Source organism: Sphingobacterium prati (assembly GCF_013167215.1).
GTDB lineage: Bacteria > Bacteroidota > Bacteroidia > Sphingobacteriales > Sphingobacteriaceae > Sphingobacterium > Sphingobacterium prati.
The window spans coordinates 127,884-150,714 of sequence record NZ_JABJWY010000038.1 but is presented as its reverse complement, the minus strand read 5'-3'; the positions used below and the strand labels follow the sequence as shown (position 1 = coordinate 150,714).

The 22,831-nt window shown below is 39.0% G+C and carries 20 protein-coding genes; 14 read left to right on the top strand and 6 right to left on the bottom strand.

Annotation, left to right across the window (positions count from 1 at the left end; all coding sequences use genetic code 11):
* Positions 1-219 precede the first annotated feature (219 nt).
* From HPC41_RS20120 to HPC41_RS20100, 5 genes are all read left to right on the top strand, one after another.
* Positions 220-1,053 (top strand): helix-turn-helix transcriptional regulator, encoded by an 834-nt coding sequence (locus tag HPC41_RS20120; RefSeq protein ID WP_172395899.1) that lies wholly within the window; start codon positions 220-222, stop codon positions 1,051-1,053.
* A 115-nt stretch (positions 1,054-1,168) separates the two neighbouring features.
* The gene (ygiD, locus tag HPC41_RS20115) at positions 1,169-2,026 is read left to right on the top strand and encodes a 4,5-DOPA-extradiol-dioxygenase (RefSeq protein ID WP_216660838.1); all 858 of its coding nucleotides are present in this window, start codon (positions 1,169-1,171) and stop codon (positions 2,024-2,026) included.
* A 93-nt stretch (positions 2,027-2,119) separates the two neighbouring features.
* Positions 2,120-2,407 (top strand): Rdx family protein, encoded by a 288-nt coding sequence (locus HPC41_RS20110; protein WP_172395897.1) that lies wholly within the window; start codon positions 2,120-2,122, stop codon positions 2,405-2,407.
* Positions 2,408-2,485: 78 nt separating this feature from the next.
* On the top strand, positions 2,486-3,322 hold the full coding sequence (locus tag HPC41_RS20105) for a methylated-DNA--[protein]-cysteine S-methyltransferase (RefSeq protein ID WP_172395896.1): 837 nt from the start codon (positions 2,486-2,488) through the stop codon (positions 3,320-3,322).
* A gap of 22 nt (positions 3,323-3,344) precedes the next feature.
* The gene (locus tag HPC41_RS20100; RefSeq protein WP_172395895.1) at positions 3,345-3,959 is read left to right on the top strand and encodes an alpha-ketoglutarate-dependent dioxygenase AlkB family protein; all 615 of its coding nucleotides are present in this window, start codon (positions 3,345-3,347) and stop codon (positions 3,957-3,959) included.
* Between the two features lie 221 nt (positions 3,960-4,180).
* Here HPC41_RS20100 and HPC41_RS20095 read toward each other — a convergent pair whose 3' ends face one another.
* Positions 4,181-6,061: a M1 family metallopeptidase gene (locus tag HPC41_RS20095; RefSeq protein ID WP_172395894.1), complete on the bottom strand. Its 1,881-nt coding sequence runs from the start codon at positions 6,059-6,061 to the stop codon at positions 4,181-4,183.
* A 249-nt stretch (positions 6,062-6,310) separates the two neighbouring features.
* On the opposite strand from HPC41_RS20095, the gene HPC41_RS20090 reads away from it, so the two are divergent.
* The 4 genes from HPC41_RS20090 to HPC41_RS20075 all read left to right on the top strand — a co-directional run bounded on the left by HPC41_RS20090 (position 6,311) and on the right by HPC41_RS20075 (position 13,956).
* Complete coding sequence (locus tag HPC41_RS20090; protein WP_172395893.1) at positions 6,311-7,621, top strand: BamA/TamA family outer membrane protein; 1,311 nt, start codon at positions 6,311-6,313, stop codon at positions 7,619-7,621.
* A 109-nt stretch (positions 7,622-7,730) separates the two neighbouring features.
* Positions 7,731-8,540, top strand: coding sequence for a hypothetical protein (locus tag HPC41_RS20085; RefSeq protein ID WP_172395892.1), 810 nt, complete (start codon positions 7,731-7,733; stop codon positions 8,538-8,540).
* A 20-nt stretch (positions 8,541-8,560) separates the two neighbouring features.
* Complete coding sequence (locus HPC41_RS20080) at positions 8,561-10,630, top strand: TonB-dependent receptor (protein WP_172395891.1); 2,070 nt, start codon at positions 8,561-8,563, stop codon at positions 10,628-10,630.
* 11 nt (positions 10,631-10,641) lie between these two features.
* The gene (locus HPC41_RS20075) at positions 10,642-13,956 is read left to right on the top strand and encodes a DEAD/DEAH box helicase (protein WP_172395890.1); all 3,315 of its coding nucleotides are present in this window, start codon (positions 10,642-10,644) and stop codon (positions 13,954-13,956) included.
* 37 nt (positions 13,957-13,993) lie between these two features.
* Here HPC41_RS20075 and HPC41_RS20070 read toward each other — a convergent pair whose 3' ends face one another.
* Positions 13,994-14,455: a hypothetical protein gene (locus HPC41_RS20070; RefSeq protein ID WP_172395889.1), complete on the bottom strand. Its 462-nt coding sequence runs from the start codon at positions 14,453-14,455 to the stop codon at positions 13,994-13,996.
* A gap of 134 nt (positions 14,456-14,589) precedes the next feature.
* Between HPC41_RS20070 and HPC41_RS20065 the strand changes: the two genes are divergently transcribed.
* From HPC41_RS20065 to HPC41_RS20055, 3 genes are all read left to right on the top strand, one after another.
* Positions 14,590-15,036 carry a MarR family winged helix-turn-helix transcriptional regulator gene (locus tag HPC41_RS20065; RefSeq protein ID WP_172395888.1) on the top strand — a complete coding sequence of 149 codons (447 nt, stop codon included), beginning with the start codon at positions 14,590-14,592 and terminating at the stop codon, positions 15,034-15,036.
* Between the two features lie 65 nt (positions 15,037-15,101).
* Positions 15,102-16,163, top strand: a complete 1,062-nt coding sequence (locus HPC41_RS20060; RefSeq protein WP_172395887.1) for an HlyD family secretion protein — start codon at positions 15,102-15,104, stop codon at positions 16,161-16,163.
* Positions 16,164-16,166: 3 nt separating this feature from the next.
* A complete protein-coding gene (locus tag HPC41_RS20055; RefSeq protein WP_172395886.1) occupies positions 16,167-17,711 on the top strand; it encodes an MFS transporter in 1,545 nt (514 codons plus the stop codon).
* A 2-nt stretch (positions 17,712-17,713) separates the two neighbouring features.
* Here HPC41_RS20055 and HPC41_RS20050 read toward each other — a convergent pair whose 3' ends face one another.
* Complete coding sequence (locus tag HPC41_RS20050) at positions 17,714-18,463, bottom strand: class I SAM-dependent methyltransferase (protein ID WP_172395885.1); 750 nt, start codon at positions 18,461-18,463, stop codon at positions 17,714-17,716.
* A gap of 17 nt (positions 18,464-18,480) precedes the next feature.
* Positions 18,481-19,179, bottom strand: coding sequence for a RadC family protein (gene radC / locus HPC41_RS20045; protein ID WP_172395884.1), 699 nt, complete (start codon positions 19,177-19,179; stop codon positions 18,481-18,483).
* Positions 19,180-19,345: 166 nt separating this feature from the next.
* Between radC and HPC41_RS20040 the strand changes: the two genes are divergently transcribed.
* Together HPC41_RS20040 and HPC41_RS20035 are read left to right on the top strand one after the other, a co-directional pair.
* The gene (locus HPC41_RS20040) at positions 19,346-19,804 is read left to right on the top strand and encodes a peptidylprolyl isomerase (protein ID WP_172395883.1); all 459 of its coding nucleotides are present in this window, start codon (positions 19,346-19,348) and stop codon (positions 19,802-19,804) included.
* A gap of 26 nt (positions 19,805-19,830) precedes the next feature.
* The gene (locus HPC41_RS20035; RefSeq protein WP_172395882.1) at positions 19,831-20,235 is read left to right on the top strand and encodes a DUF5606 family protein; all 405 of its coding nucleotides are present in this window, start codon (positions 19,831-19,833) and stop codon (positions 20,233-20,235) included.
* A gap of 156 nt (positions 20,236-20,391) precedes the next feature.
* On the opposite strand, the gene murA is transcribed toward HPC41_RS20035, so the two are convergent.
* Both murA and HPC41_RS20025 read right to left on the bottom strand, forming a co-directional pair.
* Positions 20,392-21,717, bottom strand: coding sequence for a UDP-N-acetylglucosamine 1-carboxyvinyltransferase (gene murA / locus HPC41_RS20030; protein ID WP_172395881.1), 1,326 nt, complete (start codon positions 21,715-21,717; stop codon positions 20,392-20,394).
* Between the two features lie 279 nt (positions 21,718-21,996).
* The gene (locus tag HPC41_RS20025; protein WP_172395880.1) at positions 21,997-22,800 is read right to left on the bottom strand and encodes a DUF4290 domain-containing protein; all 804 of its coding nucleotides are present in this window, start codon (positions 22,798-22,800) and stop codon (positions 21,997-21,999) included.
* Between the last annotated feature and the right edge of the window lie 31 nt (positions 22,801-22,831).

Genomic DNA, 22,831 nt, shown 5'->3' with positions numbered 1-22,831 from the left:
GTTAATATATAGATGAAATTCTAAAAAGTGGTTCTTGGAATCCGCTCCATACGGATTCCAGAGAGAATAGAGCCCCAAACCGCGCCTATAAAAAACACTGAAATAAACTAAAAATGTAGTAAAACTTACTGGAAAAGTATTTTTGAAGTTGAAAAGACTAACATTACGAATTAAGCTGTATATTCGAATAAAAGGAATATTTAATCACCATCACCGATTTTGAACGAACTTTTCAAAATTTACCAACTTGATGCGAATGAAGCACTACGCATCCAAGAATCGAAAAATGAAATACACCACCATGATTTCGAAGAACTGATTATTGGTGTAAAGGGACAATTAAAACATTTCATCGATTTTAAAGCAGAAACCTATACAGCTCCTTTCGTGAGTTTTGTTACGCAAGGAAAAAATCATCGGGTAATACCTCTCCTTCTGGATCAAGAGATCGACTTTTGGGTTATTAGATTTAAAAGCGAATTCATTCCCGAAACGACCTTCCAGCTCTATGCCCATTTTCATGAAAATGCAACATTGACTTTTTTCCAGCCCCTTTGCTTTTCCAGGCTAGTCGTACTGTGCCAAATGATACAACAGGAAACACAACAACCCGTAATTGATTATGCTGTGATCAAGCAGTTGTTGAGTACTATCTTTATTATGATCGAGTCAGAACGAAAAAAACAATTTCCCGCCACCCAGCAGCAATTAAAAAACCAAAGTACAACGTTCAGCAGTTTTTTATCCATATTGGAAGACAATTATCGACGGCCGGAGGGCGTTAACTTCTACGCAGAAAAACTTTTTATGTCTGCCCGAAATTTAAATCTGATCTGCCAAAACATACTACAACAAAGTGTATCGGAAATCATCGAGACAAGAAAACTGATAGAAGCCAAAAACCTTTTGTTAACAACGAATAAGACCATCTCAGAAATAGGCTTTGAACTGGGCTATCGGGAAAAAGCTTATTTCACCAATGTTTTTAAAAAGAAAGCTGGAATGACCCCATCTGAATTTAGAAATGAGATTCAGAAGCTGGTTTCCGAATAATACAACAAATTGGCAATAAAATATTACCTTGCTCCCCCCCACACTACTTAATTTTGCAAGAACAATTAACGCTATTCGTATCATTCAAATGCGTAGAAAGGAGTTTATCAAAATTATGGCAACACTACCGCTATCAGGAATCGCAAGCCCCGCAAGTTCATTACGTAAATTTTCTACTGAACTTACTGCTACAGACAAATTTCCGGCTCTTTTTTTAGGACACGGAAGCCCAATGAATGCCATTGAGGACAATGAATTTGTCCAAGGGTTCAGAAAAATAGGACAAACATTCGAAAAACCGAAAGCAATCTTAGTCATTTCGGCGCATTGGGAGACACGTGGAACATTTGTAACAGCCATGGAGCATCCGTCTACAATCCATGACTTTGGTGGTTTTCCCCAAGCTTTATTTGATGTACAATACCCAGCTCCCGGAAGCCCCTCCTTAGCGCAGGAAACACAGCGCATCGTTACGAAAACGAAAGTTCATCTTGACGATAAATGGGGTCTGGACCATGGCTCCTGGTCTGTTGTCAGGCATTTATACCCCAATGCTGACTTCCCAATCATTCAAATGAGTATAGACTATACCCAACCGGCTTCCTATCATTATGCAATTGCACAAGAGCTGGCTGAACTTCGGAAAAAAGGTGTCTTAATTATCGGAAGTGGAAATATGGTCCACAACCTCAGAATGGTCGCCTGGGATAAACTTAACACAACGGGATATGCTTACGAATGGGCTACCATTGCCAATGATAAGATGAAAACGCTTATCCAGGATGGCAACCATCAGGCTTTAATCAATTTCAGGCAACAAGGAAAAGAATTCGATCTGGCAATCCCTACGCCGGAACATTATCTTCCATTAATCTATAGCTTGGCTTTACAGGAAAAGAATGAAGATTTACTTTTGTTCAATGATAATGCTATAGCAGGATCCCTTACCATGACTTCAGTAAAAATCGGTTAATGGAAAAAACATAGGATCTCTTGGGGATACTTTGATGACAGCAAAGAGATAGTTACATTTGTTTTTAGAATGCATAATAGCTTAATTTAAATCATGGCAACAAAACCTGTTATCGAAATCGAATACTGTCCAAAATGCAATTGGATGTTACGTGCAGCCTATATGTCCCAGGAGATCCTGAGTTCGTTCACAGAAAATATCCATGGAGTCCTGCTTATTCCAAGTGAAATTTCAGGCCGCTATACCATACGCATAAACGGGGAAGAAATTTTTGATCGAAAAAGAGCCGGACGATTTCCTGAAATAAAGGAACTAAAACAATTGATCCGTGATATTGTTGCTCCTGAAAAGTCATTAGGACATTCGGATAAAACTTCTTAACGGTCGTTCAATATAGCATAAATCGGATTTTATAAACTTCTTCTTCTTAGCACCTTTGTATAAACTAAATGGACAATCATGACTATTCAACAAGAAGTAGATTTTCAACGTATTGCCAAGGCCATACATTTCTTACAGGAAAATTTCAGAACTCAACCCACATTAGGGCAGATCGCTTCTCATGTCTACATGAGTGAAGCTCATTTCCAACGCATGTTTACCTCTTGGGCAGGTACAAGCCCAAAGAAATTCTTGCAATATATCAGTTTAAATCACGCAAAATCATTATTGAAAGAAAACAATATTGCAGAAACCACATTTCAATTGGGTCTTTCAAGTAGCAGCAGGCTGCATGAGCTGTTTATTAATATTGAAGGAATGACGCCCGCTGAGTACAAGAACGAAGGTGCCAAATTGCTCATTTCTTATTACTATTATGAAACCCTTTTTGGTCCTATCATTATCGCTTCTACCTCAAAGGGCATCTGCCATATTGCTTATGAGGAAGATAAAGATTCCGCATTCAAAACACTTCAAAAGCGTTTTCCAAATGCTAGCTTTATACAACAAATAGACCTCATCCATGAAAACGCACTCAAAGCATTAAATCCACACAACAATGACATTGGTCAGGTGAAATTGCATCTCAAGGGGACAGCATTTCAATTGAAAGTATGGGAAGCATTGTTAAAAATCCCCATGGGTAATTTAAGTACTTATGGTTCAATTGCTGCTCAAATTGGAAATCCCAAAGCTTCACGCGCAGTAGGTACAGCCGTGGGTAGCAATCCGATTGCTTATCTGATTCCTTGCCATCGGGTTATTCAAAACAGTGGTATATTTGGCGGTTATCGTTGGGATCCAAAGCGGAAGACGGCGATGATTGGTTGGGAGAGTTTGCATACCGCAATATAACTAACAAAACAGCAAGCATAAGATGGAACTCTTCGACAATCTTTTTGATGGAAACAAAAACATACTGCCCTACGATGGTACAGTTAACTACTACGGTAAAATACTAGATCAGGTGCAAGCAAATCATTATTTCGTCCGGTTAATGGATTCCATCGAATGGGTAAATGATCGCGCTATTATTTTTGGAAACGAAATCATTACCAAACGTAAAGTTGCCTGGTACGGTGAGCAGCCTTTTGAATATAGCTATTCCAATACCACCAAAAGGGCTCTCCCCTGGACAAAAGAACTTCTCGAGCTAAAAGCACTTGCTGAATTGAAAACACAGGAAACCTATAACTCCTGTTTATTAAATCTATATCACAACGGTGACGAAGGTATGGCCTGGCATAGTGATGGCGAAAAAGACCTGAAGAAAAATGGCGCAATTGCTTCGCTGAGTTTTGGAGCCGAGAGAAAATTTGCGTTCAAGCATAAAACGACAAAGGAAAAGATAGAACTCGTTTTAGGAGACGGTAGTCTCCTAGTCATGAAAGATCTTACACAAACGTATTGGCTTCACCGTTTACCTCCGACAAAAAAAATTTTTAGACCACGTGTCAATCTAACCTTCAGAACAATTGATAATTTTAAATAACACAGGCTTACCTCTATCAAAAAACTAACGTTATATTATAATACCTGCCCCTGAATTCACCAGGGAAATCGTGGCAAATAGCATCATGGCGTTATATATGGTTTTATTTGAGGACCCGATCTAGACTCAGGTCTATTCAATCGTAGATCAATAATCACCGATAAACTTTATCTCAATTGTGTCAATCTCCTATGATCTGGAGATTGACACAATTGATTACATTATTTTACTGCTTCCCACACATTATCTTTGGCAGTGTAGTCCATAAAAACGCCGCCATCCAACCTTATTTTTTTCACCGTCTTTGACGATGCCCAGGTGACCGTTGACTGTTTTTCATTTTGTTGCCAAATTGAAGGCGTCTGATGTATTGTTTCCAAAGTTCCGTCTGCATAAGTGATCAAGACATCGAAAGGAATTGCAAATCCTCCAATATTTGCGATCGATAACGTATTTTTATTGCCAGACTGCATAAAGCTATCCACTTTCAAATCAATATAATTATTGGTAAAGTACCAGTTCTTCCAAAACCAATTTAAGTTTTGACCAGCTCCAGCATTGATACTATAAAAGAAATCCCATGGTGTCGGATGCTTACCATGCCATAGATCCATATAATGATGTAACGCTTTTTTGAAGCCTGTATCTCCTAGATAATCCCGCAGCGCGATATACGATAATGCGGCTTTGATATAGGCATTATTACCATACCCCAGACCATTCAATTGTGAAGTCATGGTAATCAATGGCTGATCTTCTTCGGTAGACGGATCAAAGATATATCGTTTCACACGCGAATCTTTAAATAGCTCTTTATTCTTTTCGGCACCAATCTCCGCGTTGCCGATCCAAAATTCGAGTGCAGTAGCCCAGCCTTCATCCATATACCCATATCGGGTCTCGTTGATTCCCATATAGAAAGGGAAATAAGTATGGGCAATTTCATGATCCGCCGTCTGCCGGGCGTCAACAAAATTATCAGGCACACTTGAATCATTGATCATCATCGGATATTCCATATCGGCAAATCCCTGCACTGCCGTCATCGTTGGATAGGGATAGGTTACTCCAGGCCAGTTTTTAGAAAACCAGTCAATGCAGTATTGTTGCCAGCCAATGTATTGTTCAAAATCGGGGGTACCAGCAACATAGCTGGATTGTATACTAACACGTTTAGTTCCCAAGTCCACGCTGGCAGCATCCCAAATATAATTGTCACTCACACTGAAACAAAAATCAGGTACATAGGTCGCTTTAAATTTCCATTTGTTCCATTCCTGTTGAGCCGTCACTTTTCCTTCCTTCATTTCGGATGCTGTAGCAACATGTATCGCTACATCGCTTTGTTTGGATTTCTCAAAACGCTCCAAGATAGGTTGTTGCAAGACTTCTGCTGCATTCTGAAGCTCTCCAGTGGCCCATACAACAAAATTTTTAGGAACAGCGATTTCAAACTGATAATCGTTAAAACCATTATAAAACTCCTGTCTACCATTATGCTCCAAAATATCCCAGCCATTGTAATCATCATAGACAGATACACGTGGATAGGAATAAGCGCAATAGAACGTAGACGCATTGAGCATGCCATCGCGGTCACTCTCAACCGATAAAGGATACTCCCAGCTGATCGTTAGGGTCGCCACTGTCCCCGGAAGAATTTTCTGTCCAAAATCACCAAGTTTGACCGTTCCCCAATCGCCACTATTTACTTCATAAACCTGTCCGTTGAGCGTAAATGATTTTATTTTCAACCCCGAGGTCAAATAATCATCCGAGGCATAGTTAGCACGTACTGCATTGGGCTTATGTACATTGTTCACAAATCGGATTGCTAATTGTTTAAGTGTATCGGGACTGTTGTTGGTATATAAAATTGTCTCATTTCCACGAACAGTCCTCGCCACGGGATCCAATTGTACCTTTACATCGTATTTTCCAAAGTTTTGCCAGTAATTTTTACCGGGTAGTCCGGTTGTCGTGCGTGTACCTTTTTCAATAGCTTGCTTAATATTTCTAGGTGTATAAAGCTCCTGCGCTTGTGTAAAGCCTGTCATCAATAGTAAAGCCAAACTGCAACGATATATATTTCGTGTTATCATATCTCCAAATTAAATAATCAAAACTAAGATAAATTTATGCTTACTTCCAAGTTTAATTACGTGATTCTAACCTGCCGTCAAAATTGCCCACTACACATATGCGTATGCAAACCCTAGAACTCAAAGTAGGCAAATGTCCCCTCCACGGATATTAATCCTACCGATATCAGTTCTATATGGAATTAGCTTTATCGATTTAGAAAACATTTTAATATTTTTGACGTTTAGATGTAAGATAAACCCGAAGGTATGCAGCGACCATTACGTAATCACTATTTGTTCACTTTCTGTCTTTTAATATCGTGCTTTGTACTGATATCCAATACACTCGTGGCTCAATCCAATACTGAGATAGATTCGGCTTTCTTATATAACAAACGGCGCGATTCGATTTTAGCAAGCCAATATGATATATCGGACTTAATCGGCCGCATTATTCACCCCAAACGTAAAAAGGAACGATCAAGCAAACGTTCTCCGATTACGCTAATGCCGAATATCGCCTATAACCCGACGATTGGTGGACAAATCGGTGTAAAAGCCGTTGCGGGGAAAGTATTGGGCGATCCGAAAACGACAACCATGTCAATCGCCGCAACATCAGCGTCCATCACGACCAAAAACATCATGGTTTTCTACATTAGCCACAATGTATTTACCCCAAACAATAAACTAAATTTTCAAGGAGCTTTCGCTTTGGTCAAAATGGTCGCATTGGATGCGGGTTTGGGTATGACCCCACATGGCAAATGGAACAATGAAGAAGAGGAAATACTTGCGAATCCCGAACATGAAAAATATGGGGCTAAATACAATGCCTTTACGTTTAATGAGAAGGTCTACAAAAAGGTTGCCGATGGTTTGTTTTTAGGAGCTGGATTAGCATTCGACCTTCGTCGAAAGATAACGAGCAGTGGTCCTAATGGGAATATTACACCAAATACCATTTACACGGAAAAACATGGTTTTGCCCCAGATAGCTACAATTCAAACGGACTGTTATTAAATATGCAATACACCACCCGGGATAATCCCAACAGACCTTATAAGGGAATCTACTCGGACATTGGCCTGCGATGGAATACAACCTTACTAGGCAGTAGCAAAAGTGCTGTCCAACTCACGACTGACTTTCGTAAATACTTTAGTGTATCGCAATCCGATCCGGCACATGTGCTTGCATTCTGGTATTGGGGATCCTATAAGCTGGGGGGTGTTCTCCCCTACTTCGATCTACCGGGAACAGGAAGGGATGCCGCGGTAAGAACAGGCCGAGGCTATACAATTGGTTATTTTAAGGGGATATCTTTTGCCTACGCAGAAACGGAGTATCGCTTCCCAATTTTAAAAAACCGCTTTTTGAGTGGTGCTGCATTTTTTAATCTCCAAAGTGCAAGTGACGAATTAGGGACAAAACTTTTCGAAAGATGGCAACCTGGAGGCGGCGCAGGATTACGCGTCCTGTTTAACAAAGCCACCCGAACAAATCTCTGTTTGGACTACGCCATAGGAAAATATGGATCCCGTGGATTCTTCCTCGGATTGAATGAAGCGTTTTAATTTAATGGAAACCGGCGAGACTTCTTTTCTATAAAATCATTAAATTAGCCGATATTGTGGCTTCGCCTAAAATACGATAGACGGAGTCTCCCATTGAAGATAATTACGCATGAATTTACAGTCAATTTTTCTATACTTTTTGCTTTTTGGCTTTGCTTCCTGTCAGCAGACAACACAATCTAATCCTCAAAATATCCCGACAAAAGATAGTGCGGTCAACGACCAAAATCAGCAGGTGGCTGAAAGCCCCCGTACAGTGAAACCTCTACTTGATACGTCCATCTATGCTAATCCTCGGACCGAAGAAACGGCTAATCAGCAACGACAACAGCTCGTCAAATTAGCTGATGAAGGACTCTTTGAAAAATTACACCTAAAGTTGCTTAAGGACCTCGTAGAAAACCAAAAAAAATATTTCGAAAGCCATACAAACCTCGATTTGCTGGCTTATACAAGTGGGGATATCTTTAGCAACAAGGAAAATGATTTTGCATATGTCGCCTATAATAAAGAAAAATATCAAATTGAAATCATTCTTTTTGACCAGAAGAACAAACGATTTAAAATATTGTACCGGGATGTACATGTTTCCAATTTATTGCGACAATCCGATTGTTACTATACCAATGGTACAATAGATTATAGCATTGCAGCCGAATTGATTTATCAGGAAGACTATATCCGATCAAGTCATTCGAATTATTTGATCGATGACAAAGCATTCTCGGTTGAGAATATCGCAACAAATCATATTTTCGATCTGAAACAGGGATGCCTAAGCAAAGATTTTCCTACAAAAGCCATGGCAAATAGCCTGTGTATTCCAACAAGTTCGGTATATGCAAACTATCAATGCCTAAAATACAATAAGACTAAGGAACTTTTTGAAATTTACTTTACCCAAGAATTTGCGGACTAAGCCGGATCTAACCATTAGCCATGAAAAGAAATTACCTACTTGCCACACTTTGTCTATGTGGCAAATTGTATGCACAGACCACTGACAGTACAAACAATAGGCTTGAACAAGTGGAAATTAAAGCTTATTTCAATAAACAGCCCTTATTAAAACTAACCTCATCCGCGGCTGTGTTAAGCCAACAACGCTTGCAATCACAGCAATCGCCAGCACTTGTCTCCATTATGAACACAGTGCCTGGACTACGTATGGAAGAGCGGTCCCCAGGGAGTTACCGCTTGGCCTTGCGTGGCAGCATGCTTCGTTCTCCATTTGGCATCCGAAACGTAAAGATCTATCTGGATGACTTTCCGCTTACGGATGCAGGTGGAAACACCTATTTAAATCTAATCGATCCCTACACCATAGACCAAATCAATATTTTGAAAGGTCCTGATGGATCTATATATGGAGCAAACGCAGGTGGTGTAATTTCACTCTACAGCAAAGGCTACAATACCTTGACCAAGCCCGAAGTCAACCTACAGCTAACAGGAGGTTCGTACGGATTATTTCAGCAGCAGCTCAGTGCTGTGCTGCCCATCAATCAGACACAGCAATTGGCCGTCAACCAAAGTTGGACACGAAGTGATGGGTATCGACAACATGCATCTCTGGACAAAAAGAACATTCAGCTAAACTACAATTGGCAATATGCAAAACATTCGGAACTGAAATTCACAGGATTCTACACTGATCTGGGATATCAAACTCCCGGCGGCCTGACAGCTGTACAAATGGAGGACAATCGACGGCAGTCCCGTCCCAAGGCTGGGCCCAACCCAAGTGCGGCGGAACAAAAAGCAGCAATCTATGATAAAACAGTTTTCGGGGGCCTGAGCAACCAAACAAATATCAGTTCCAAATTAATCCTGTTTGCCAACGTATTCGGTTCGACCAACCAAATCAAAAATCCTTTTATCACAAATTATGAAAAAAGGGATGAGAAAAATTTAGGGACACGACTCTATCTATCCTATGTCGACCGGCTAAGCAAACAATTAAAGTATGAGCTCCAATTTGGTTTAGAGGCACAAAAAGGTTGGTATGATATAGATAATTATGATAATAATCAGGGGAATATCGGCAAGCCGCAAGCTAAAGATAAGTTAGAAAATAGCCAGCAATCATTCTTTGCACGAACACAGCTGGCTTGGCTGGAACGTCTCCAAGTCGAATTATCTATGGGACTCAATGGGAATAAAATCTCCTATCAACAGCATTATCCAGCAACACAAGAGGACAAAGCACACATCAATTTTGGGAATGCGTGGATGCCTAGGGCCGCTGTCTCCTACCTGGCCACAGCAAGCTTCGCTCTACGCGCTTCTATTTCAAAGGGATTTTCTGCTCCCACGATTGCAGAAGTGCGCTCATCCGACAATATCATCAATAAGGACCTCAAACCTGAGACTGGTACCAACCATGAATTTGGCGTTCGATGGCATTTATGGAACCGCCGAATTATACTAGATGCTTCGGCATATACCTACCAAATGAATAATGCAATTATCCGACAGGTACGCGAGACTGGAGCAGAATATTTTCAGAATGCAGGAAAAATAGATCAAAAAGGAATTGAAGCATCGCTATTAACCTATCTGATAACCCCTAGGTCTTGGGGGCTTGTCCGTAGTTTACAGGTCGGAAGCAATTTCTCGCTAAATAATTATGCTTTCAAAAACTATAAGGTCGGAGATAAAGATTATAGCGGCAACAAACTAACGGCGGTACCAAAAACGGTTTGGGTCAATACCTTAAATGTCCTCTTCCCCTATCAACTTCGACTAGATCTTCTGTCAAATTTAACCGCTGCGATACCATTGGATGATGCCAATACAGTTTATGCAAACCGTTATCATCTTTTGCAAGGAAAAATATCCTGGGGTAAAGCTATAGGCCATGGACATAAACTTAATATCTTTGTTGGCGCCGACAATTTGTTGAACCAAAAATATAGTCTCGGCAATGATATCAATGCCTTTGGTGGTCGGTATTTCAACCCGGCGCCATTGCGAAATTATTATGGTGGCATGAATTTTAATTTCTAATATCCGGTAGTATGGATTTTCATCAATATACCCTGACAACAATAGATTTCGCCTCAGTAAGCCGTTATTCTTATTTTCCCTGGATGGATATAGCCCTGGCCAATATTCAAATCAGTGTCGTAGAGATGGAATTCAACCAAGCTACCTTTCAAGTTCTCGAAAATTACACGAATTTTCAGGTAGTGGTTATTTACAAATCGCCAGTAACTTCGCTTTTCTGTAATTGTACGCAAACTGGTTTCTGTAGTCACCAGAAAGCAACCTTGACAAAACTATTCGGGCAAGAAAGCTGGTTGTCTTTTTTTGACTTTAACCGGTATCGAAATCTTCTAAAAAAGGCTGCAGTGCAATATGGCTTAGAAAATGAACCATTGTTGGAAACCTACTTTTCTGCCCATATTAAAGATGCTGATCTACAATTTGTCCTCAAAGACAAACATCTAACTTCCATAGATGATTTTGATCTTTTGGAGCCTCAAAAAAAATCTTCTAAACTTCAGAGCGAACAACAGCATAGTTTCATTGTGCTTACACGTAATCGCTATTATAAGCAATTACAGGTCCTGTTATGCCAGGCACCACAATCAAAATCGGGCATGCCGAAAAACCCTATTTCCCCAGTGGAAAGTCAATCACGCATCTGGCACACAGATTCCGTTGAAGAAACTCAGTTTTTTGCGGCAGTCAGCCAATTGGCCCAACCCTTCCAACAAGCAGATGCAGCTATTGGCCGCAGTCTACGGGCAATAGCAAAAAACCCTTTAGGCTTGGATTTTTACCTTCATGACTACGAAAAAGCAGAAAATATAACGGCAGCTTCCTTATCTGCAACTCAAATCAGTTTGAATAAAGCTGAGATCAGATTGCTTGTCGAACAGAACGATCCGTTCTATCGCATTAAAGGGGACCTCTCCATTCATGGGATTACTTACGAATTGCAACATCTGACTATTCTTTTTGATCACTTCATCTCCATCAAAAAGCACCTCTACCTCATCGAGAATACACGTCATCTTAAACTGATTCGTTTGTTTGGAAATAAAGGAAAGGAGCTGCGCATACACCGTAATAAGTTTAAAGCGTTCAATGAACTATTTCTGGAGCCTCTGGCCAATTCTGTAGCGTTAAATTTCAAGGATATTCCCAAAGCGAGTAAACCGCAACTGAAAGAGAATCTTTATTATCAAGATATGCAGGCGTTCATATTTCTGGAAGAGTCTGAAGACTTCGTCAACATCATTCCTGTCATGCGTTATGGCGACGTCGAAGTTCCTATCTTAAGTAAAAGAAACATCTTTGGAACAGATGCGAAAGGAACCCAATTTTTGGTAGAACGAAAAAAAGAAGCCGAAACGAAAGTCATCTCACTGCTGCTTAAGCAGCATGCTTTTTTTCAAGAGCAATTAGATGATGATAGTTTTCAGCATCTTTACCTACACCGTAAATATTTTCTGGATAAAAACTGGTTTTTAAATGCATTCGACGAGTGGCACAACCAGGGAATCCAGATTATTGGATTCAATACAATTCGTGACAATAAACTGAATCAATTTAAAGGTAAAATACAAATTGAAGTATTGAGTGGACAAAATTGGTTTAATGCCAACATTCAAGTCAAATTTGGTCCTAAAAGTGTTTCGTTGAAGAAACTAGAGAAAGCTGTTCGCAATCGTTCTCAATTTATCAATCTAGACGATGGTACACTTGGTATATTACCCGAGGAGTGGCTGGAAAAATTTGAGTCTTATTTTAATGCTGCTGAAATCATCGAAGATGAACTCATTCAGATTCCAAAATACAAGTTTAATGAAATCGACCAGCTCTTTGCTAAAAAAGATATCGACCAAGCTGTTTCCGTTGAGATCAACTATTTAAGAAATCAACTCTCTTCATTGGCAACATGCCCGCCGGTACTGTTACCTAATATTTTTGTCGGAAATTTACGTAACTATCAGCAGCAGGGGCTTCAATGGCTCAACTTTTTAGACAAATTAAATTTCGGAGCCTGCCTGGCAGACGATATGGGACTGGGAAAGACAGTGCAGATTCTCGCCTTTCTGGCAACGCAAAAAGCAAAAGGTATATCTTCACCAACATTACTGGTTCTCCCTACAACGTTAATTTTTAATTGGAAACGTGAAATTCAGCAATTCTTACCATCTTTTAACATACTGATCCTAGAGGGGCCAAACCGAAGCAAAATAACTGACCAGTTTGAGAAAGCGGATATTGTGCTCATTTCCTACCATAACCTACTGACTGACATCAATCGATTAAAGAAGCTAACCTTTAATTATATTATACTCGACGAGTCTCAACACATAAAAAATCCAGATTCACAGCGGTACAAAGCAGTAAATTTATTACGATCAAGAAATCGCATCATTCTGACGGGAACACCTATTGAGAATAATACAATGGATTTGTTTGCACAGTTATCCTTTATCGTTCCGGGCTTATTGGGAAATAGAAAGTATTTTAAAGATGTATACACAACACCGATTGATGCTTTTCACGATCGTAAAAGAAAAAATATACTGAAGGAAAAAATAAAACCTTTTATCCTTCGAAGAACAAAACAAGATGTATTGGATGATCTTCCTGCAAAAAATGAATTGGTGCTCTATTGCGAAATGAAAACTGCACAGCGGCGGATCTATGATCTCTATGAAAAGGAATTTCGGGAATTTATTTCTGCTAAAGATGGTGATGAAATCAAAAAAAGTCCGATGCATGTCCTTAAAGGATTAACCAAACTACGTCAGATCTGCAACTCCAGTAAATTGCTCCAAAACGAAGACTTAACATCCGCTGAAGATTCAGCGAAGATCGAAATGCTGCTAGAACAGATTCAACATAAAAAAGATCAACATAAAATCATCGTGTTCTCGCAATTTGTCCGCATGTTGCTGTTGATTAAAGAAGCATTGGATAAAAATGAGATCCCTTCACTAATCCTCACTGGCCAGTCCAAAAACCGGGGACAACTAGTCAATGATTTCCAATCAGATCAAGATGTGCGTGTCTTTCTCATCAGTCTCAAGGCTGGTGGAACGGGACTTAATCTCACTGCGGCAGATGTTGTCTATCTGGTTGATCCCTGGTGGAATCCGGCAGTGGAACAACAAGCGATTGATCGGATCTATCGCATCGGGCAACAAAAAAATGTCACTGCAATACGCCTGATCAGCCCGAATACGGTTGAGGATAAAATCCAAACACTACAACAGCATAAAAAAGAAATCAGTAGTACTATTCTTGAAGATGGTGGAAGTTTAGATGCTTTTTACCTTGATAAAGATTATTTACTCCATATTTTACGCTAGGGATAGATTATTGGTTGCTGCTATTTACAACCGTCGATCATTTGATAAATTGCTTTCTGTATTTCGAATCAATGATATATTTTATCCCTTTAGCATCCACAAAAACAGGTTTCCCGTCATATCGCTCGTCTGTCTGCTTGTCCAGTGCAACGCGATACAATCCACTCGAACTAGAAGATGAGTACTTTATATCTCCTCTATGTCTACTATGCACAACGACGATATTGGAAATCTCAACGGCGTGCCCATCCACTTTATCCATAGTCTGTTCTCTTTGGATAACCTTTGTACTTTTATCAACAGGTTCTTGTTCTAAGTTAACGTTACTATGCTGTGTATTTAATGGAAAAAAAGGGTCTATCCAACGATTCACAATAGGAAAATTTTGCTCCCAATTATTAAGGGAAGTAAGCTGCTGACCATTTACTGTACCCGCAAATACAAAAATTGGCAGTAAAAATAAGCACCGTCTAAAGAATATCAATTCAACTCTAAGCATATCTTTTTTACTTATCCCTCATTCACTTCCAAATAAAATGCCATATACCTATTCAAGTCATATCTTTAACATTTCTTTAACTATCATAGCAAATTTAGTTTGATATTTAACTGTTTTATATTTAACTTTGTAGTATGGAAAATGAAATGCACAATCCGGTAAAACCATTAGTGGATAATATCATTGCCTTAAGAACAAGCTTAAAACAATATTATATCCAGAAGATCAAGGAGCAACATTTGGATATCACGTATGAGATGTTACAGGTATTGGCTGCCCTTTGGAAAAAAGAACGTATGAATCAACAGGATATAGCTGTTGCTATACAGAAAAACAAAGCGAGCGTCACTCCTCTTCTAGACAATCTTTGCAAACGTGACCTCGTTAAACGTGTAAATGATCCCAATGATCGTCGGAACAATTTGATTGAGCTAACCCTAAAGGGCGACGCGTATAGAGAATTACTCACCCCTGTGCAACAAGACCTTTATAAGGCTATACTCAAAGAAATCACAGAGCAAAAAGTCTTGGAGATCACGGAAATTTTGGAAAAATTGACGGTTATTATCGATAAACAGTAACAGAAATAAAAATGAACGTATGAAAAACAATATTTTTTAATACGGGATGAATAGTAAAATAAGTCATGAATAGTTCAACACTAAGTGAAAAAGAAATTAAGCGAAGAAGAAGAATATGGATAGTCAATATTGCATCAGTCTCAGTTATTGTCATTTCGATTATATGGGGAATTATGGTTTTCTTTCACATCAACGAATCTGTTTATACAGATGATGCCCAAGTTGATGCCCATATTACTCCAATTAATTCGAGAATCAGTGGTTATATTAAAGACATACGCTTTGATGAACACCAAAAAGTACACAAAGGAGACACACTTGTCATCTTAGACGATTCGGAATATCGCATCTTGCTCCAGAATGCAAAAGCGAGCTTAGCCGATGCAAAAGCCAACAAGACAATATCGCAGTCTGGAATCGCCATTGCCAGCAATGGTACGACCATCGCTAATGCCAATATTGAGGAGATGAAGGCCCGGCTCGACAATATGGAAACCAATTACAAAAGATACGCAAGTCTAGTCAAAGACGAGGCTGTGACCCTTTATCAATTTGATCAGGTAAAATCGGAATATGAAGCCATGTCCGCAAAATATAAAGCACTACTTGCGCAACAACAAAATTCCAGACTCAGCACCCACGAGTCTGAACAAAAAGTATCCGTTAACGACGCTTCATTGCTAAAAGCCAAATCTGCCATTGACCTAGCCAAATTGAATTTGTCATATACTATTATTACAGCTCCTTATGATGGTGTATTGGGTAGGAGAAATATCGAAGAGGGGCAACTTGTGCAAAATGGTACACCGTTGGTCAATATCGTACGTGATGAACAAAAATGGGTGACCGCAAACTATACGGAGAGCCAAATGAAAAACATCGTACTTGGAGGAAAAGTCAACATAGAAATTGATGCTTTACCGGGGAAAACATTTGAGGGCGAAGTGGCCGCAATATCGGAGGCCACAGGATCCAAATATTCTGCTGTTCCCGTTGATAACTCTACCGGAAACTTTGTCAAAGTACAGCAGCGGATTCCTGTCCGCATCAATTTTACAGCGTCGAATTCAAAACGGGATATCGATTTACTCCGTGTGGGTATGAACGCTATTATACGTGTTAAATAAGTCATGAAAGATCGTATTTTTAGGAACTGGTTAAACTCAAAATGGGAATTATTCTTTTTATTCCTGCTCAATATTATATATTCCTTCAATAACGGAATCCCATCGGCTGTCAATACCTATGTTGTAAATGGCTATGCAGGTATAAGTGCAGACCTAAGCATGGCAACGTACTGTTATTATGCAGGCATGGTCTGTGCGATACCACTGGTGTTTCGGTTAATTAAACTTTTTCCCAAAAAAACAATATTGATTGTTTTCACAATCGTCATCCTTTGCTCGAATGCAATTTTGGAACATGCCAGCAATGGTATCAATATCTGTATGGCTACATTTTTTATTGGAAGTGCCAAGATTATCGTGACCATGTCCATTATCGGTGAGATGATTCCTTTTCTAATGCCGCGCGGAGAACGTTATCAACTTTATGCCATCTATTATCCGATAACAATGATTATCCCCGCTATTGCGAATTACATCGCGACTATTTTTGCTGCAAAATTCTACTGGGAAACGGTATTTCTGTTTCAGAATATATTGTTGGGCATTGGTCTATTGATTTGCATTATCTTCATGAAATCCCCAGCATTTAAAAAAGTACCTCTTTATCAGTATGATTGGTTTGGAAGCATATTACTTTGTATTTCCCTGCTGAATTTAGCTTATTTCAGTACTTATGGGCTAACACAAAACTGGTTTCATTCAAGATTAATTCTTCTTACTGGAATAGCAACAATTTTCTTCTTTGTCCTTTTTGTAAATAGGAGTACGCTAATCAGAAAGTCGCTCATGAACTTTGATGCTTTTTCAACTCGAACCTTGCCCATATCTGTCGGAACGATCTTTCTATTTGGCATTTTCTACAGTTCCACTTCCTTATATACATCCCTATTGGGGACTACACTCGGTACAAACCCTTCGGAAACCGCAAAGGTAAATACCTACGTTATTCCGGGATACCTTATCGGAGCGCTGATTTCTTATGTATATTTTAAGCTGACCAAAAAATGTAAATTCATTTTGGCGTTTTCTGCCATTTGTTATGCGCTATCTTCTTTTTTCTTTGCACAGATTGTCGGCCTACAGGTACATCCCTCTCTATTTTATCTCCCGATGATCTTAAGAGGAATAGGTGTCATTACATCATACATTGGCATAGGTGTCTATATGGCAGGTAATATTCCAAACAAATATTACTTATCTGGATTGGTCTTTCTGATCTTGACACGTTCCTTCTTAGTCCCCGTTGTGTGGTCCAATACGATAGCCAATTGGTATTACCAACAACAGGTAATCAAGACAAGCGATCTCGCTAGCATAATAGATAAAACAAATAGCCTGGTTTTGCAATCAGCCAATATCGGTAAATCAGTACAAGCACAAGCTTCTTTGCTTGCCATTCGGGACAGTTATAACGGGTTGTTTATCGTAGGATTAATCTTGGTATTTTTAATTTTGGTTTTTCCTTATCACTCCTCTCCAACCAGACGTATTTTCAATTGGAAAAGAAAAAATGCCACAAAAGAAGCTTTACAGATTCCGGTTGCTTAATCTTAACTGATATAAATCTCTGTAATATATCTAAATACGACACGTTGCGAAATTGAATATTTATCAAACAAAGAACGTAGGTCATCATATAAATTTTTATTCTCCACTCTTTCTTTGGGAAAATAAGAGGATGATTTCACCCTTCCCAAGAACGATTTCAAATCGAATACTTGTTGGTTAGGCAAGCATACCTTGGTCATTGGTCTATCAGCGAAAAAACTTCGAAGGTCGTCTTCAGTTATATTTCTTTGGCTGACAGATTGATAGCTGGGAATATGATTAAGTAAAAACTGTTCATACTCCTTCTGGAAAGCATCTTCTGGGTCTCGTTGATTCCAAACCAATACAATATGACCATTTTTTGTAAGAATGCGCTTAAATTCCTTGTAACAGGCAGTTCGATCGAACCAATGAAAAGATTGCCCAGCAAAAATTAGATCCACACAATCTGATTCAATGGATGTGTCTTCAGCGGTGGCATTTAATGCGATTAAATTCCGGTATGTTTTAAAATGATGAACCAAAGATTCACGCATTTGACGATTGGGTTCGACAGCGAAGACATCATTTCCATTTTCTAAAAACAACTGGGTCGATAAACCTGTACCGCTACCGATATCGGCTATTAGCCATTTCTTATTCAAACCTATCCTTTCCTGAAGTATTCGAATAATCTCTTTTGGATAATTAGGTCTAAATTTTTCATAATCCACCACCCTGTCTGTGAATCTTTCAATACTATTTTTGTTCATATTAGATTGTATCATAACTAATCTATTATATCTTCATCTCTGAAACTATAATATCCATTATCTGTAAAAATCAGGTGATCATTCACCCTAATATCCATAATTCTTGAAGCTTCGACAATTTTTCTCGTCAGTATCCTGTCGGCATTACTGGGTTGTAAAGTACCGGACGGATGGTTGTGAATGAGTATGATGGCATTCGCTTTGACTGCGAGGGCATTTCTTAGAATGACCCGAACATCAACCGGCGTAAAATCATTTCCACCACGGCCAATAAGCTGTTGATCCAACAATTTGCATCCTGTGTTCAAATAAAGCGTCCAAAACTCTTCGTGTGGTAAATCCTGTAGGATTGGTTTCATAAAATCATATACTCGTTTACTGCTATTTAGAATTTTCTTTTCGTCTGTTGGAGATTCCTTCTTGCGCCGTGCTAACTCCAATGCTGCAATGATAGCTATCGCCTTAGCTTCTCCAATACCTTTATATCTGCTCAATTCATTGACATCCATCTTTGAGAGTGTATCCAAGCTATTGTTGGCATCCGCTAAAATACGTCGGCATAGTGCCACTGCGCTTTCTTCCATAGAACCTGACCCAATCAAAATCGCCAATAATTCTGCATCTGAAAGGGCCCTTCGTCCTTGATGTAATAATTTCTCGCGGGGACGATCCGCCTCGGACCACTCCCGGATAACTAATTTATGTAAATTTGACATTGTAGTTAACTATAATCGGCTCGCTCACATAAATATAGAAAATATTTCGCATTATTTTTCAGCTCATAGCAGTACAAATTGCCAATATGGAAAAAATGGAGAATGCGAAGTACTTCACATTTCAGTCTGAAACCTTATCTTTGTATTTCATAAAAATTTTTGAAACATGAGTAAAGCGATTATTAAAACAGAAAAAGGCGACATGACTGTGCAATTCTACACAGCTGATGCTCCAAATACAGTAGCAAATTTTATTAAACTTGCTAAATCAGGCTATTATGATGGTTTGGCTTTCCACCGTGTTATTCCTGATTTTGTTATTCAAGGTGGTTGTCCAAATTCACGTGAAGGTGCTGCAGGTATCCCTGGAACTGGTGGCCCTGGCTATAAAATTGATTGTGAGTTAACTGGTGAAAATCAATACCATGACAGAGGTGTATTGTCAATGGCACACGCTGGTCGCAATACAGGAGGGTCTCAATTTTTCATTTGCCACAGCCGTAATAACACAGCTCACTTAGACCGTAATCATACCTGTTTCGGAAAGGTAGTCGAAAATGTTGATGTGGTAGACGATATCAGACAAGGCGACCGCATTTTATCAATTGAAGTAATCGAAGATTAATTCTTGGAGATTTAAAAAAAATTAAAATGAATTTAAGAGCATTAGTATCTGTAACTGGCAAACCAGGATTGTTCAAATTGGTTGGACAAAACAAGGGTGGTTTTATTTTAGAAACCCTTGATCAAGCAAAAATTAAGACAGTAGTAAGTTTGTCTTCGACAAAAATGGCAACATTGGAGGATATCACTATTTATGGTGAAGAAGAAGAGATCCGTCTTTTAGATATATTCGAAACAATTAAAACGAAAGGATTGACGCTACCTGACACGAAATCAGATGGCGCTACCTTGAGAGATTTCTTCCGTGAAGTTGCTCCGGGCCATGATGAATCTCGTGTATATACGTCAGACATTAAAAAAGTGATTACGTGGTATAACATTATCAAGGAATTTCCTTTATTTGAAGAAGAAGCACCGGCACCTTTGGTATAACCTAATATAACCAAAGTAGCTAAAAAAAAGGAGTTGATACGATCAACTCCTTTTTTTTAGCTACTTTGGTAAAGCGTAATTTCGTAAAAAAGCCCCGGACTTTGTCTCCGAGGCATACAATTTAAAATTATCTTCAAGTAATTTTCTAACAGTTGACTAGTGCCCTCTCGGCTCAACGTCAACACGCTTGATATCCGCACCTAATTTACGTAAACGTTCTTCAATATCTTGATATCCACGTTCAATCTGTTCAATATTATGGATTACTGATTTTCCTTTCGCAGATAATGCAGCGATCAATAAGGATACTCCAGCTCTGATATCAGGAGACGTCATTTCGATACCTCGCAAAGAATGGGATTTATTCATACCGATTACTGTAGCTCGATGTGGATCACACAAAATGATCTGTGCGCCCATATCTATTAATTTATCGACAAAGAACAACCTACTTTCAAACATCTTTTGGTGAATTAACACATTGCCCTTCGCTTGTGTGGCTACGACTAGAATGATACTCAATAGATCTGGTGTAAATCCCGGCCATGGGGCATCCGAGATTGTTAAGATCGAACCATCAATAAAGGTATCAATTTCGTAAGAATCCTGTGCGGGAATAAAAATATCATCCCCTCTCAATTCAAATTGAATACCCAAACGGGAAAATACCGAAGGTATTACGCCCAATTCCTGAAAACAAACATCTTTAATAGTAATTTCTGAACCAGTCATTGCCGCCAATCCTATAAAAGAACCGATCTCAATCATATCGGGCAACATACGATGCGATGTCCCACCAAGGCGTTGTACACCCTCAATGGTCAGTAAATTAGATCCAATGCCTGATATCTTAGCCCCCATACGATTCAACATTTTACAGAGTTGCTGCAAATAAGGTTCACAGGCCGCATTGTAAATTGTTGTTGTTCCTTTGGCCAATACAGCAGCCATAACAATATTTGCCGTACCAGTTACGGAAGCTTCGTCCAATAAGATATAATTACCTTTTAGTTCGGTAGCATCAACATTAAAGAAGTGCGTAGATGCATCATAGACAAATTTAGCCCCCAGTTTTTCGAAACCCAAAAAGTGTGTATCCAAACGTCTACGTCCAATTTTATCACCTCCTGGTTTTGGAATAGCTGCCTTGCCAAAGCGAGCCAACAATGGGCCTACAATCATGATCGAACCCCGTAAGCCTCCCCCTTTTTCTCTAAATTCTGAAGATTGAAAATATTCTATATTAATATCTTTCGCTTCGAATACGTATGTATCCTTATCTATACGATCAATTTTAACACCCAATGCGGCCAATAGGTCAATTAACTTATTGACATCTTTAATATCGGGAATATTACTGATAGTCATTGGTTCCTCAGTCAGCAAAACTGCCGACAGAATCTGTAAAGCTTCATTTTTTGCTCCCTGTGGAATAATCTCTCCCTTTAACGGTTTTCCACCGATTATTTCAAATGCATTCATTTATATAACTAAATCTTTATTACAACAAAACCCGCTTCACCTTTGGGTTTCCCAATAGTATGGAAGACAGTTCGGGCGTTTTAAAATCAACAAAAATGTATCGTAAAAAAATTGATGGAACTATCTGGTTAACACTATCCGATCAGGTCGGATCCGACTGACTGATCGCACAAACTGTTACCGATAAGCAGCTCCATACCATAAATAAAGAAGGCAATTGTAAAGAAATCTATGAATCACTTCGCAATTGCCTGCTTCTTAATTTAAGAAATTAAAGAACTAGCCCCTTTTATTATTATTGTAATTATTTTGAGGTTTTCTATTTCTATTGTTGTTATTATTGTTATTGCTATTGCTACCAAAATTATTACGCTTCATGTTGTTATTGTTATTTGACATTCGAGGTTTGCCACTACCTCCGCCTCTTGACTGATAACCTGAAGAGTTACTGTTGTTATTGCTATTATTATTGTTATTTCCACTTGAGTTGCCTGATGTAGGACCTTTGACACGGTTTCCTGGAGGCGGAGTTTTAAAATCAAGTTTGGTCAATACCGTACCTTCAGGTAGGGTTAATTGATATCCCGACAATTCTTTCAAATCCTGAATAATCAACTCATCGGATACTGAATCTTTATTCCAAGTGACATAAGCCATTTTCATAAAATTGGCAATACCAATCACCATCTGTTCACGCCTAGGCTCGTCCGTCACCTTCAACGCCTTGTCAATCATTTTTTCAACCGTAAATCCATAATGCTTGAATTTGATTGAATGTTGTGGATAGCCTAAGTGCTCAACTTCATGTTTAACACTTTTGGCTGTGGCGATCGGATATGGCGAGTCAATATCAAGCTTAAAATCAGAGATAATCTGAAGGTGATCCCAAAGTTTGTGCTTAAAATCAGAAACGTCTCTTAAATGTGGATTTAACACCCCCATCATGTCAATCACGATTTGAGCATGTTGATTTCTTTCTTCCTTTGTGGGTAAAGTACAGATGTAATCTACCATATTTTGCACATTGCGGCCATATTCTGCAAGGATCAATTTTGGCCTAGTGCTGTTGTAGTCAAAGTTCATATAGCTAATATAAGTACCTATTTAAACGGTT

What these genes read in the sequence shown, in the direction of transcription:
- ygiD (WP_216660838.1), top strand. Translation starts at nt 1,169, where the DNA reads ATGGCAACACTACCGCTATCAGGAATCGCAAGCCCCGCAAGTTCATTA.
- HPC41_RS20110 (WP_172395897.1), top strand. Translation starts at nt 2,120, where the DNA reads ATGGCAACAAAACCTGTTATCGAAATCGAATACTGTCCAAAATGCAAT.
- HPC41_RS20105 (WP_172395896.1), top strand. Translation starts at nt 2,486, where the DNA reads ATGACTATTCAACAAGAAGTAGATTTTCAACGTATTGCCAAGGCCATA.
- HPC41_RS20100 (WP_172395895.1), top strand. Translation starts at nt 3,345, where the DNA reads ATGGAACTCTTCGACAATCTTTTTGATGGAAACAAAAACATACTGCCC.
- HPC41_RS20095 (WP_172395894.1), bottom strand. Translation starts at nt 6,061, where the DNA reads ATGATAACACGAAATATATATCGTTGCAGTTTGGCTTTACTATTGATG.
- HPC41_RS20090 (WP_172395893.1), top strand. Translation starts at nt 6,311, where the DNA reads ATGCAGCGACCATTACGTAATCACTATTTGTTCACTTTCTGTCTTTTA.
- HPC41_RS20085 (WP_172395892.1), top strand. Translation starts at nt 7,731, where the DNA reads ATGAATTTACAGTCAATTTTTCTATACTTTTTGCTTTTTGGCTTTGCT.
- HPC41_RS20080 (WP_172395891.1), top strand. Translation starts at nt 8,561, where the DNA reads ATGAAAAGAAATTACCTACTTGCCACACTTTGTCTATGTGGCAAATTG.
- HPC41_RS20075 (WP_172395890.1), top strand. Translation starts at nt 10,642, where the DNA reads ATGGATTTTCATCAATATACCCTGACAACAATAGATTTCGCCTCAGTA.
- HPC41_RS20070 (WP_172395889.1), bottom strand. Translation starts at nt 14,455, where the DNA reads ATGCTTAGAGTTGAATTGATATTCTTTAGACGGTGCTTATTTTTACTG.
- HPC41_RS20065 (WP_172395888.1), top strand. Translation starts at nt 14,590, where the DNA reads ATGGAAAATGAAATGCACAATCCGGTAAAACCATTAGTGGATAATATC.
- HPC41_RS20060 (WP_172395887.1), top strand. Translation starts at nt 15,102, where the DNA reads ATGAATAGTTCAACACTAAGTGAAAAAGAAATTAAGCGAAGAAGAAGA.
- HPC41_RS20055 (WP_172395886.1), top strand. Translation starts at nt 16,167, where the DNA reads ATGAAAGATCGTATTTTTAGGAACTGGTTAAACTCAAAATGGGAATTA.
- HPC41_RS20050 (WP_172395885.1), bottom strand. Translation starts at nt 18,463, where the DNA reads ATGAACAAAAATAGTATTGAAAGATTCACAGACAGGGTGGTGGATTAT.
- radC (WP_172395884.1), bottom strand. Translation starts at nt 19,179, where the DNA reads ATGTCAAATTTACATAAATTAGTTATCCGGGAGTGGTCCGAGGCGGAT.
- HPC41_RS20040 (WP_172395883.1), top strand. Translation starts at nt 19,346, where the DNA reads ATGAGTAAAGCGATTATTAAAACAGAAAAAGGCGACATGACTGTGCAA.
- HPC41_RS20035 (WP_172395882.1), top strand. Translation starts at nt 19,831, where the DNA reads ATGAATTTAAGAGCATTAGTATCTGTAACTGGCAAACCAGGATTGTTC.
- murA (WP_172395881.1), bottom strand. Translation starts at nt 21,717, where the DNA reads ATGAATGCATTTGAAATAATCGGTGGAAAACCGTTAAAGGGAGAGATT.
- HPC41_RS20025 (WP_172395880.1), bottom strand. Translation starts at nt 22,800, where the DNA reads ATGAACTTTGACTACAACAGCACTAGGCCAAAATTGATCCTTGCAGAA.